Consider the following 12,790-nt stretch of genomic DNA (forward strand, 5'->3'; position numbering starts at 1 on the left):
CATTCTCATGTTGGAACTCGATCAACTGTGGGAGGGGGCTTGCCCCCGATAGCGGTCTGTCAGGCCTGCGCTAATTCAGCGTGCTCATCCGCCTCCAACAACGCCTTATCCGTCTGCCCCATGATCTGGCTGGTAATCGCCCCAGCCGTCATCGAACCGTTCACGTTCAACGCCGTGCGGCCCATGTCGATCAGCGGTTCCACGGAAATCAGCAGCGCCACCAGTGACACCGGCAAGCCCATCGCCGGCAGTACGATCAGCGCGGCAAAGGTCGCACCACCGCCCACGCCCGCCACGCCGGCCGAACTCAAGGTCACGATCGCCACCAGGGTCGCGATCCACAGCGGGTCCAGCGGATTGATGCCCACGGTCGCGCCACCATCACCGCCAACATTGCTGGGTAGAGCCCGGCGCAGCCGTTCTGGCCGATGGTCGCGCCAAACGAGGCGGCGAAGCCGGCGATGGACTGCGGGATGCCCAGGCGGCGGGTTTGCGCTTCGATGCTCAGCGGAATCGCCGCCGCGCTGGAGCGGCTGGTGAAGGCAAAGGTCAGCACCGGCCAGACCTTGCGGAAAAACCGCAACGGGTTGACCCCGGCCAACGACAGCAGCAGGCCGTGCACCACGAACATCAGGCCCAAAGCCAGGTACGACACCAGCACAAAACTGCCGAGCTTGATGATGTCCTGCAGGTTGGAACCGGCGACCACTTTGGTCATCAGCGCCAGTACCCCGTAAGGGGTCAGCTTCATCACCAGGCGCACCAGGCGCATCACCCAGGCTTGCAGGGTGTCGATGGCGTTGAGCACCTTCTGGCCTTTTTCCACGTCATCCTTGAGCAGTTGCAGCGCGGCGACCCCCAGGAACGCGGCGAAAATCACCACGCTGATGATCGACGTCGGCTTGGCCCGGGCCAGGTCGGCAAACGGGTTGGCCGGCACGAACGAGAGCAGCAACTGCGGGATATTCAGGTCGGCGACCTTGCCCGCGTAGTCACTCTGGATCACTTGCAGGCGTGCCATTTCCTGGGTGCCGGCCACCAGGCCTTCGGCGGTGAGGCCGAACAGGTTGGTCAGGCTGATACCGATCAATGCCGCTATCGCGGTGGTGAACAGCAAGGTGCCAATGGTCAGGAAACTGATCTTGCCCAGGGACGCCGCATTATGCAGGCGCGCCACGGCGCTGAGGATCGATGCGAATACCAGCGGGATCACGATCATTTGCAGCAACTGCACGTAGCCATTGCCGACCAGGTCGAACCAGCCGATGGAGGCCTTGAGTACCGGATTGCCGGCACCGTAAATGCCGTGCAGCGCCACACCGAACGCCACGCCCAGGACCAAAGCGAACAAGACCTTCTTGGCCAGGCTCCAGTTCGTGCGGCGGGTTTGTGCCAGGCCCAACAGCAGGGCCACGAACACCAGTAAGTTGAGAATCAGGGGCAGATTCATTGAAGCTCCGTTGAGAAGGCAGCCCATCGCATGAGACTGCGATTGCGAACCGGGAAGCCTAACAGCTTGAAATATAATGATTTAATACCGATATGGAATGTTGACTGTCGTTTTTGGAATAAGTGGTTGACGCTCAGGCGTATGCCGCTGGCGGGATCAGGACGTGTACCGTCGTGCTCGACACGGGAACTGTCACAGGGATTTGTTAGCGTCGATGTCTTTAACTCAGGGAGACAACGCCTATGAAGCTCGCGCCGAAACTACTGGTATCCGCCGCACTTTGCCTGGGGCTCGCCAGCCAGGCGTTTGCCGCCACCGAGTTGAAACACTGGCCGGCGCCCGCCGCCAAGCAACTCAACGAAATGATCGCCGCCAATGCCAACAAGGGTAACTTCGCGGTGTTCGACATGGACAACACCAGCTACCGCTACGACCTTGAAGAGTCCTTGCTGCCGTACATGGAAAACAAGGGCCTGATCACCCGCGAGAGCCTTGATCCATCGCTCAAGCTGATGCCGTTCAAAGACACCGCCGACCATAAGGAGAGCTTGTTCAGCTACTACTATCGTCTGTGCGAAGTGGACGATATGGTCTGCTACCCATGGGTCGCCCAAGTGTTTTCCGGTTTCACCCTCAAGGAACTCAAGGTCCAGGTCGATGAGCTGATGGCCTCCGGCAAGCCCGTTCCCGTCACCTATTTTGAAGGCGACGCGGTGAAGAAGTCCGAGGTGCAGCCGCCCAAAGTCTTCACCGGCCAGGCCGAGCTGTACAACAAGCTGATGGAAAACGGCATCGAGGTGTACGTGATGACCGCCGCTTCGGAAGAGCTGGTGCGCATGGTCGCGGCGGATCCGAAGTACGGCTACAACGTCAAACCCGAGAACGTGATCGGTGTGACCACCCTGCTCAAGGACCGCAAGACAGGCGAGTTGACCACTGCCCGCAAACAGATCGCTGCCGGCAAGTATGACGAGAAGGCCAACCTCGGCCTGGAGCTCACCCCCTACCTGTGGACCCCGGCGACTTGGATGGCCGGCAAGCACGCGGCAATCCTCACCTACATCGATGAATGGAAAAAACCGGTAATCGTCGGCGGCGACACGCCCTCCAGCGATGGCTACATGCTGTTCCACGATGTGGACGTGGCCAAGGGCGGCATCCACCTGTGGATCAACCGCAAGGACAAATACATGACCCAACTCAACGGCATGATGGCCAAGCACGCGGCGGCGCAGGCCAAGGAAGGCTTGCCGGTGACGGCGGACAAGAACTGGGTGATCGTCAAGCCGGAGGACATCCAGTAAGACCGAGTCGCCCTTATCACAGGCAAGCCAGCTCCCACATTTTGATCTCCAGTGTTTTGGAGATTTGCTCCAGGCAAAAAAATGCCCCGCTTGGCGGGGCATTTTTTATGGGCGCGGCTTACAGACCGTCAAGCATCGCCTTGTTACGTACCGCACCTTTGTCGGCGCTGGTGGCCAACAACGCGTAAGCCTTCAACGCGGTGGTCACTTTACGTGGACGTTTTTCCACCGGTTTCCAACCCTTCTTGTCTTGCTCAACCCGGCGGGCCGCCAGTTCTTCATCGCTGATCAACAGGTTGATCGAGCGGTTCGGAATGTCGATCAGCACCTTGTCGCCGTCCTGCACCAGGCCAATCGCGCCGCCGGCTGCGGCTTCGGGCGAGGCGTGGCCGATGGACAGGCCCGAGGTGCGCCGGAGAAGCGGCCGTCGGTGAGCAGGGCGCAGGCTTTGCCCAGGCCTTTGGATTTGAGGTAAGACGTCGGGTACAGCATCTCCTGCATACCCGGGCCGCCTTTCGGGCCTTCGTAGCGGATGATCACGATGTCGCCTTCTTTCACTTCGTCGGCGAGGATGCCGCGTACCGAGCTGTCCTGGCTTTCGTAGATCTTGGCGCGGCCTTCGAAGACGTGGATGGACTCATCCACACCGGCGGTTTTGACCACGCAGCCGTCAAGGGCGATGTTGCCGTACAGCACGGCCAGGCCTCCTTCTTTGGAATACGCGTGTTCAACACTGCGGATACAGCCGTTTTCACGGTCGGCGTCCAGGGTGTCCCAACGGGTCGACTGGCTGAAGGCGGTCTGGGTCGGGATGCCGGCCGGGCCTGCCTTGAAGAAGGTGTGCACGGCTTCGTCGTCTGTCTGGGTGATGTCCCACTTGGCGATGCCTTCGGCCAGGGACGTGCTGTGCACGGTCGGCAGGTCGGTGTGCAGCAGGCCGCCACGCGCCAGGGAGCCCAGGATCGAGAAGATCCCGCCGGCGCGGTGCACGTCTTCCATGTGGTACTTCTGGATGTTCGGCGCGACCTTGCACAGTTGCGGTACGTGACGGGACAGGCGGTCGATGTCGCGCAGGTCGAAATCGATCTCGGCTTCCTGGGCAGCGGCCAGCAAGTGCAGGATGGTGTTGGTGGAACCGCCCATGGCGATGTCCAGGGTCATGGCGTTTTCGAACGCCTTGAAGTTGGCGATGTTGCGCGGCAACACCGACTCATCGTTCTCGCCGTAGTAGCGCTTGCACAGCTCGACGATGGTGCGGCCGGCCTGCAGGAACAGCTGCTCGCGGTCGCTGTGGGTGGCCAGCGTGGAACCGTTGCCCGGCAAGGCGAGACCCAGGGCTTCCACCAGGCAGTTCATCGAGTTGGCGGTGAACATGCCGGAGCACGAGCCGCAGGTCGGGCAGGCGCTGCGCTCGTATTCCGCAACCTTTTCGTCGGACGCGCTGGAATCGGCGGCGATGACCATGGCGTCGACCAGATCGAGGCCGTGGGAGGCGAGCTTGGTCTTGCCGGCTTCCATCGGGCCGCCGGAGACGAAGATCACCGGGATGTTCAGGCGCAGGGCGGCCATCAGCATGCCGGGGGTGATCTTGTCGCAGTTGGAGATACACACGATGGCGTCGGCGCAGTGGGCGTTGACCATGTACTCCACGGAGTCGGCGATGATCTCGCGGCTCGGCAGCGAATACAGCATGCCGTCATGGCCCATGGCGATGCCGTCGTCCACGGCGATGGTGTTGAATTCCTTGGCCACGCCGCCGGCGCGTTCGATCTCGCGGGCGACCAGTTGGCCGAGGTCCTTGAGGTGCACGTGGCCGGGTACGAACTGGGTGAACGAGTTGGCAATCGCGATGATCGGCTTCTTGAAGTCGTCATCTTTCATCCCCGTGGCACGCCACAGTGCGCGCGCGCCGGCATGTTGCGGCCATGGGTGGATGTTTTCGAGCGGTAATCTGGCATGGAGCACTCCGGGCGGCTAATCAGGTAACTACTAATCAGGTACTACTGGGGAGTGAGCTTCTATTGACGTCTGGAACACCCGAAAAATGGCACTGGTGTCCGGAAGTTGCCGCAAACGTTACGGGATCGCCGTGCGCAGTGGCCTTGAGCTCATAAACCCGCCGGGGGATGACTGGCGATGAATAGGGCCGATTCTACACCGCTGGCGGCTGGAGGGAATGGGGCAATACTCAGGGCGGCCGGCTTTGTTTAGACTGGCGGCCCTTTGCACTCACCTCGCTCCAAAGGAATTGGAATGCCCGTTATTCACCGTTTTCTAGGGTTCTACCTGCTGATCGGCCTGATCCAGGGAATCGTCTTCTATTACGCCGGCCAGTTGCATCGCCTGAGCGAGACGCTGTTTTTTGTCACCGGCACCGTGGTGCTGGTCGTCGGTACCGCGTTGCAGTTGCTCGGCGAGAAAGCCCGACATTGGCGTTCATTGCTGCCTACCCTGGCGTTCACCGTGCTGATGGGCGGTATGACGCTGTGGGTCTGCCAGGGCCTTGATCCTGAGGGCAATCCCCGCTGGGCGATCAACTCCTGGGTGATCAGCCTGCTGGTGTTGAGTTATGTCTGCGCCACCTTTCTGTTCGTCTGGCCTGCCACCAAAGGCGAGCGCTGGCGCTATGAGGCGTTGTTCCTGCAGGCCTGGAGCAGCGTGTTTATTGTGCTGTACGCGCTGATTCTGGTGGCGGTGTTCATGCTGTTGCTCAAACTCTGGGGCCAGCTGTTTCTGATGCTGGGCATCGAGTTTTTCGAGCATCACTTCTGGAGCAAGCTGTTCCTGAGTTTCAGCCTGCCGCTGCTGTTCGCCCTGGGAATGTACTTGGCGGCGCGCAGCGAGAAAGTCATCGGCCAGATGCGTGGCATGTTGTTAAGCGCCTGTGGCTTGTTATTGCCGTTGATCGCGCTGATCAGTGTGCTGTTTACCTTGACCTTACCGTTCACCGGGCTGTCGCGGATTTGGGCGACGGGCTACTCCACCCCGATTCTGCTGGTGTTGGCCGGTGCGCAATTATTCCTGCTCAACGGTGTGTTTCAGGATGGCGTCCAGCCTCGACCGTATCCCAAATGGTTGACGCACTTTATCGAATTGAGCCTGCTGTGCCTGCCGATACTCGCCGCATTGGCGTTTTACTCAAGCTGGCTGCGGGTCGAGCAATACGCCTTGTCGCCACTGCGCTTCATCGCGCTGGCGCTGGCAGTGTTGTGTGGCTTGTACGGCCTGGCGGCGGTGTGGGCGGTCGCCTTGCGCTCGCCGGTCTGGCTGGGCAACTTGCGGGTGACCAACCCGGCCCTGGCGTTGTTGTTTTGTGGGCTGGTGGTGTTGATCAACACGCCGCTTCTGGACCCGGTGCGCCTGAGCGTCGACGACCAGGTCCGGCGTTTGCTTGACGGGCGCACCAAGGCTGAAGCGTTCGATGCGCACAACCTGCGGTTTGGCCTGGAGAAGGCGGGCCAGGAGGCGTACGCGAAGTTGCAGGCCGATCTGGATCAGGAGCGCATTCTGGACCCGGAATCACGCCGGGCCTTGCGCGAGCGCATGGACGACACGTCGCTGAGTTTCAGCGAACAGTACGAAAAGGAACGCGCCCAGCGGCCCAAGCCCGAACTGGAGTGGATCGGGCCACAGCCCAAAGGCAGCGAACAGTTCGCCGAACTCAGCCTGGACACGGACTCGCCGTGTGAGCCCGGCTGTGTGCTGTGGGCGGTCGACCTTGACGAGGATGGCCTGCCCGAAGTGCTGGCAGTGCCGCGCACAAGCTACCGTCATGACTTCAAGCCCCCGCGCATTTTCGTGCAGGACAATAAAGGCCAATGGAGCGATCGCGGCCCGCTGCTGTGGACGCAGCTGCCGGACGGAGCCATCGACACTGAAACGCTGATCCGCGACATCCGCGCAGGCAAGGTCTCGTTGGCCAAGCCGCGTTATATGCAGTTGGAGTCCAGCGACATGCTGCTCACTCCGGTGATTCGGGAACGTTAGTCGCGGCCTGCTCGGCGATTGGTCACCAGCCCCCACAGGCTGAACCCGATGAAACTGAGGGCGATGGTCAGCAGCAGATGATCGCCCGCCTGGGCCAGTGCCGCGCTGCTGACGGCAGCGGTGAAGAACATAATGCTGTTCCCCGCCGAGGCCGCCGTGCCCGCGCGGCTGGAAAACAACCGCATCGCCGCAGAAATGGCGGCAGGGCGAACCAGCGTGACGGCGAGGGCGCTGATCAGCATTGGGATCAGCAAGGTCACGGTGGTGATGGCATCCAGGCTCAGGATCAGCGCTAGCAGCATGCCGGCGACACAGAGCAGGCCGAGGCCGATGTTGATTTGCCGGGATAGCGAAATACGTTTCTGCCAATACGACGCGGCCACACCGCCGAGCAGATAGGCCACGCCGTATACCATCAGTACCAGTGCGTATTGGTATTCGGAGAGCTTGAGTGCATCCATGAAGATCAAGGGTGTCACGCTGATCAGGGCGAAATAACAGGCGAACACCAGCGCGGCGATCCACCAATAGCGCAGGAAATCTCGGTTGACGGCCACGGCTTTGAGCGTGCTGGCGATCGATACCGACGCGTGATCCGGGCTGGCGGACTTGGACGGCAGGATGCAAAACGCATGGATCAACATACCCAGCGCCATCAAGGCGAAGCCGTAGAAGCTGCCTTGCCAATCGAACGTCGTTTGCAGCCAGGAGCCGATCAGTGGTGACAGAGCCACAAAGGAACCACTCAGGGTCATGTAATAGAGGCGAACTCTGGCCCGGTCCTGTTCCTCGAACAGATCCTCCACCAACGCATGTCCCAATACGAAGAAACCGCAACCCATGGCCTGGACTGAGCGAAACAGCAGAAAACTCAGGTAATCAGGCGCCATTGCGCAGCCTATAGCGCCCAGGATCGATAGCGTAATGCAGCCAAGTAAAACTTCCTTGCGGCCCCATTTATCCGAGAGTGGGCCGGTGATGAGTTGGGAGATGGAGAAGACCAGCGTGAACAGGCTGATCGACAGCGCGATGTCTGCGCTGGGAGTATCGAACCTGACGGCCAGGGCGGGGAAGGAGGGCAGCAGGATATTGATCGGGAAAAAGCTGATCAGGGAAATGCAGGTGATGAGGGTGAAGCGGGAGAGGTGTCGACGCTTGAGGTCTCCACTGTGTGAGGACGGGCAGGTGGGCTCGGACATTGTTATTGTTTCCGGGGTGGCGCTAGAAGCTAATGCTAGCCGGGCTGCTTGGACTGAATTAAAAGATGGGGCGACTCTATTTGCAGCGTTATGCTGAGTGCTTCTGTTGACTGAGATCTCAATCCGTATGAGGCATCAAAAGCCTTTCGAACTCTGCACTGAAAACCTTTCCGTCGCTGTAGCCCCCTCCGACAAAAAGAACCAACTGTTCCCTAAGGTCCTGTATGCCGAGAGCTTTTTCAACCTTGCTGTCGTTGAGCGCTGCCGATAGCCATGTGTTGAGTCCCATCGCGGTTGCTATGAGTTGAGTCGTTTGTGCAATGTGTCCGGCCTCTATTAGGGCAACTCGGTAGGCTCTGGAATGTGGGTATTTCCACCATAGTTTGTCGAATCGCGATGTGATGAATAGACCAAATGGAAGGTTGTCCGCGAAGTGCTGGCCTTGTAAGAAATTACCGAGAGGCTCACTCAGTCTGTGGATTAATCTAAGTCCATGAAAGGATGGGTGGTAGTAGTAAATGCCTGGGTTTAAATCTCGTACATTGTAAGCGTACAGGTAACCTTCACTTGAACTCAAACCACCACCCGAAGGGCTGGTTCGCCTGGCGCGAAAAGCGACAGGTGTTAATTCTGATGTGTCTGTGTCGTGTTCTTTTAAATGGCCGAGGGAAAGATAAAGTAATGTACTCATGTCTTCCAGTGAGATGCTTTTATTGAAGTATGAGCGACAGGTTTTTCTTCTTAGTAACGCATTTTCCAGTGAGGGGTTCTTTATAAGTGCTTCGTTTGGCAATGGCCGAGGCAACGTTATCAAGTCTTCTGCATGAAGATGAGCGAACCGATTTGAATCTGGTAAGTTAGTACTTAAAACGTTTCGGCAATGGGTCAAGTAATGATCTGCCCAGCCACTGCTGTCTGTTGGTTGTTCGGCGTCAAGGAGATCCTTCGTCCCGATGTGAAATATTTTTGAAATATCGTCCCAGCCCCAAAGACATTCGGCCGCTGGTAGCTCTTGTATGATTGAGTTTTTTGAAAAGGTTGAGTCTATTGTGAGCTTAGAGTCATACTTGGAAATATCGTGGATGAGCTCCATCAGGCGTTGCGAGTACGTGGGGTTTAACTCAAATTGCTCATGCGTTTTGTAGTTCCAGATGATGAGTGCGGGTGGCTTGGCCAAGAAAAATAAGTTGGGATTAATGTGCATTTTTTATTCCCTACTGCCAAGGCAGGGTTGGCGTGCAACCCTGCTCATAATCAATGACTTATTTAGGCATTCCGATTAAAGCGAATGCTGCCAGTTCTTTTGACTCAAGGGTAACTGTTTTCATGTTGGCTCTCCAAGTTAAGTGGTTGCCACGTCGAGTGGTCGTGACAAAGCCAGACTAGGCGTCGGTTTTTGATTAATCTAGTCGTATGATGTAGGAGTATTCTGGAAGGCTTGTAGTATATTTTTGCTGTAACGATGAAGCTGTATTTCTATGCTGGCCTTGTATAGGAAGGCAGCCAAGTCGCTGCAATATTACGGGCGTTATTGGTTTTTTATTTTGGAGGACGACTAACGCTGCCCGAAATTAGTCGGACAGCGTTCTGCCTGAAAGGGCTTAGCTGTTAGGCAACAACCGGCACGTAATGCTCTTGATATACCGCGTCTCTACAATCGCCGGGTGCACTGGATGGTCCGGGCCCTGGCCGCCACGTTCAAGCATCTGGATATTGCGGTCCAGGTGACGGGCGCTGGTGAGCAGGATGTTCTGCAGGTCGTCTTCCGGCAGGTGCATGGAGCACGAGGCGCTGACCAGGATGCCGTCCTTGCTGAGCAGGCGCATGGCTTGCTCGTTCAGGCGGCGGTAGGCGCCTTCGCCGTTCTTCATGTCTTTTTTGCGTTTGATGAAGGCCGGCGGGTCGGCAACGATCACGTCGAAGCGTTCTTCGCTGGCTTTGAGTTCTTTCAACGCTTCAAACACGTCACCTTCGATGCAGGTCATCTTCTCGGCCACGCCGTTCAGCGCAGCATTGCGCTCGACGCCATCGAGGGCAAAGGCCGAGGCGTCGACGCAGAACACTTCACTGGCGCCGAAGGCGGCGGCTTGCACGCCCCAGCCGCCGATGTAGCTGTACAGGTCGAGTACGCGTTTGCCTTTGGCATACGGGGCCAGGCGGGCGCGGTTCATGCGGTGGTCGTAGAACCAGCCGGTCTTTTGGCCCTGGATCACCGGGGCTTCGAATTGCACGCCGTTTTCTTCCAGCGCGACCCACTCCGGCACCAGGCCGAAGACGGTTTCGACGTAGCGGTTGAGGCCTTCGGCGTCGCGCGCGGCGGAGTCGTTCTTGAACAGGATGCCGCTCGGCTTGAGCACTTGGGTCAGGGCCGCGATCACGTCGTCTTTATGCGCTTCCATGGTCGCCGAGGCGATCTGTACCACCAGGATGTCGCCGAAACGGTCGACCACCAGGCCCGGCAGCAGGTCGGAATCACCGTAGACCAGGCGGTAGAACGGCTTGTCGAACAGCCGGTCACGCAGGGACAGGGCGACGTTGAGGCGGTGCACCAGCAGCGACTTGTCCAGCGGCAACTTGATGTCGCGCGACAGCAGGCGCGCGCAGATCAGGTTGTTCGGGCTCATGGCCACGATGCCCAGGGTCTTGCCGCCGGCTGCTTCGAGGATGGCCTGGTCGCCTGCCTGGAAGCCGTGGAGTGGGGTGGCGGCCACATCGATTTCGTTGCTGTAGACCCACAGGTGGCCGTTGCGCAAACGACGATCGGCGTTGGCTTTGAGACGCAGGCTTGGCAGGGACATGACGTCGCTCCGGAAAAAAGAGCGGGAGTATACCTGTTGCGGCACGGTTCATGTGGGAGCTGGCTTGCCTGCGATGCGGGCGCTGCGGTGTATCTGACGTACGGTGTTGATGCTATCGCGGGCAAGCCCGGCTCCCACACTGGCTCCGCGTCCAATCCGGTATTTGAGGTGTCGGTCAGCTTTGCTTAGGGGTTAGAATCCCCGCCTAGCCCAGAGTGTGTACTTATGTCCCAAGAGCTTTCCGCCGAACAGATCCAGCAGGCCCTGCAGGGCATCAGCGTGCCGCCTCAGCCGCAAATCATGGTGGATTTGCAGATGGAGCAGTATATGCCCGACCCGGACCTGGAAGTGATCGCGCGGTTGATCTCCCAGGATCCCGGCTTGTCCGGCGCGTTGCTCAAGATCGTCAATTCGTCGTATTACGGGCTGAGTAACAAGATCGCCTCGATCCAGCGTGCGGTGAACCTGCTGGGCAGCCGTTCGATCATCAACCTGATCAATGCCTTGTCGATCAAGGGCGAGATGAGCGACGACACCATTGTCATCCTCAACCGCTTTTGGGACACCGCCCAGGATGTGGCCATGACCTGCCTTACGCTGGCCAAGCGCACGGGCTCCCAGGCCGTGGACGAGGCCTACGCCCTGGGGTTGTTCCACGATTGTGGCGTGCCGTTGATGCTCAAGCGTTTCCCCGACTACATGACGGTGCTGGAAGAGGCTTACGCCAATGCCGGCCCCGACTGCCGCGTGGTCGACACTGAAAACAATGCCTTCAACACCAACCATGCCGTGGTCGGTTACTACACGGCCAAGTCCTGGCGCCTGCCGGAACATGTGACCGACGCCATCGCCAACCACCACAACGCCCTGGCGATTTTCAGCGACGAGTCGACGCGCAATCCCCAGCTGAAAAACCTGTTGGCGATCCTGAAGATGGCCGAGCACATTTGCTCGTCCTACCGGGTGCTGGGCGGCCAGGCGGTCGATCACGAGTGGGAAACCGTCGGCCCTCTGGTGTTGGATTACGTGGGCCTGTCGGACTACGACTTCGAGAGCATGAAGTTGTCGATCCGCGAACTGGGCGCGCACTGACCCTTACTTCAAGAGGTACACATGCCCGAGTTGCCAGAAGTCGAAACCACCCGTCGCGGAATCGCGCCGCACCTGGAAGGCCAGCGCGTCAGCCGTGTGGTGGTGCGTGAGCGACGCCTGCGCTGGCCGATCCCGGAAGACCTGGATGTGCGCCTGTCCGGGCAGCGCATCGTGCTGGTGGAACGACGCGCCAAATACCTGCTGATCAACGCCGAAGTCGGCACCCTCATCAGCCATCTGGGCATGTCGGGCAACCTGCGCCTGGTGGAGACCGGCATGCCGGCGGCCAAGCATGAACATGTGGACATCGAGTTGGAATCGGGCCTGAGCCTGCGCTACACCGACCCTCGGCGCTTCGGCGCAATGCTCTGGAGCCAGGACCCGCACAACCACGAGTTGCTGATTCGCCTGGGGCCGGAGCCGTTGACCGAGCTGTTCGATGGCGAGCGCTTGTTCCAGTTGTCCCGCGGCAAGTCGATGGCGGTGAAACCGTTCATCATGGACAACGCAGTGGTGGTGGGCGTGGGCAATATCTATGCGACGGAAGCGCTGTTTGCGGCCGGAATCGACCCGCGTCGCGCGGCCGGCGGTATTTCACGCGGGCGTTATTTGAAGCTGGCGGTCGAGATCAAGCGCGTACTGGCAGCCGCCATCAAACGGGGCGGCACAACGTTGCGGGACTTTATCGGCGGCGACGGGCAGCCGGGGTATTTCCAGCAGGAGCTGTTCGTCTATGGCCGCGCAGGCGAGGCGTGCAAGGTCTGCGGGACAGAGTTGCGCAATGTGGTGCTGGGGCAGCGGGCGAGTGTGTTTTGCCCCAGGTGCCAGAGCTGATTATTGGGTAATGGCTGATTGCCGCCATCGGGGGCAAGCCCCTCTCATTCGACCGCATTCTCATGTTGGAACTCGGTCAACTGTGGGAGGGGGCTTGCTCCCGATGGGGCCCTTACAGGCACTAAA

Annotated in this window: 7 protein-coding genes and 2 pseudogenes; 4 read left to right on the top strand and 5 right to left on the bottom strand. The window is 59.2% G+C overall.

Annotated elements, in window-relative coordinates; translation table 11 throughout:
• Nucleotides 1-59 precede the first annotated feature (59 nt).
• Nucleotides 60-1,450, bottom strand: a pseudogene (locus JWR98_RS20965) (L-cystine transporter).
• Between the two features lie 242 nt (nucleotides 1,451-1,692).
• On the opposite strand from JWR98_RS20965, the gene JWR98_RS20970 reads away from it, so the two are divergent.
• A complete protein-coding gene (locus tag JWR98_RS20970) occupies nucleotides 1,693-2,754 on the top strand; it encodes a phosphorylcholine phosphatase (protein ID WP_078735088.1) in 1,062 nt (353 codons plus the stop codon).
• Between the two features lie 118 nt (nucleotides 2,755-2,872).
• On the opposite strand, the pseudogene ilvD reads toward JWR98_RS20970, so the two are convergent.
• Nucleotides 2,873-4,712: pseudogene (ilvD, locus tag JWR98_RS20975) on the bottom strand (dihydroxy-acid dehydratase).
• Between the two features lie 295 nt (nucleotides 4,713-5,007).
• Between ilvD and JWR98_RS20980 the strand changes: the two are divergent.
• Nucleotides 5,008-6,741 (top strand): DUF4153 domain-containing protein, encoded by a 1,734-nt coding sequence (locus JWR98_RS20980; RefSeq protein WP_205491097.1) that lies wholly within the window; start codon nucleotides 5,008-5,010, stop codon nucleotides 6,739-6,741.
• On the opposite strand, the gene JWR98_RS20985 is transcribed toward JWR98_RS20980, so the two are convergent.
• The 3 genes from JWR98_RS20985 to JWR98_RS20995 all read right to left on the bottom strand — a co-directional run bounded on the left by JWR98_RS20985 (nucleotide 6,738) and on the right by JWR98_RS20995 (nucleotide 10,738).
• On the bottom strand, nucleotides 6,738-7,940 hold the full coding sequence (locus JWR98_RS20985; protein ID WP_205491100.1) for an MFS transporter: 1,203 nt from the start codon (nucleotides 7,938-7,940) through the stop codon (nucleotides 6,738-6,740). The two genes, JWR98_RS20980 and JWR98_RS20985, sit on opposite strands and share 4 nt — an antisense overlap.
• Before the next feature lie 118 nt (nucleotides 7,941-8,058).
• Nucleotides 8,059-9,144, bottom strand: coding sequence for a SagB/ThcOx family dehydrogenase (locus JWR98_RS20990; protein WP_205491102.1), 1,086 nt, complete (start codon nucleotides 9,142-9,144; stop codon nucleotides 8,059-8,061).
• Between the two features lie 397 nt (nucleotides 9,145-9,541).
• Complete coding sequence (locus JWR98_RS20995; protein ID WP_003176715.1) at nucleotides 9,542-10,738, bottom strand: class I SAM-dependent rRNA methyltransferase; 1,197 nt, start codon at nucleotides 10,736-10,738, stop codon at nucleotides 9,542-9,544.
• A 279-nt stretch (nucleotides 10,739-11,017) separates the two neighbouring features.
• On the opposite strand from JWR98_RS20995, the gene JWR98_RS21000 reads away from it, so the two are divergent.
• Together JWR98_RS21000 and mutM are read left to right on the top strand one after the other, a co-directional pair.
• Nucleotides 11,018-11,830, top strand: a complete 813-nt coding sequence (locus JWR98_RS21000) for an HDOD domain-containing protein (protein ID WP_179119972.1) — start codon at nucleotides 11,018-11,020, stop codon at nucleotides 11,828-11,830.
• Nucleotides 11,831-11,851: 21 nt separating this feature from the next.
• Complete coding sequence (gene mutM / locus JWR98_RS21005) at nucleotides 11,852-12,664, top strand: bifunctional DNA-formamidopyrimidine glycosylase/DNA-(apurinic or apyrimidinic site) lyase (RefSeq protein ID WP_205491104.1); 813 nt, start codon at nucleotides 11,852-11,854, stop codon at nucleotides 12,662-12,664.
• Nucleotides 12,665-12,790: the final 126 nt, after the last annotated feature.

The organism is Pseudomonas lactucae (genome assembly GCF_016937615.1).
GTDB lineage: Bacteria > Pseudomonadota > Gammaproteobacteria > Pseudomonadales > Pseudomonadaceae > Aquipseudomonas > Aquipseudomonas lactucae.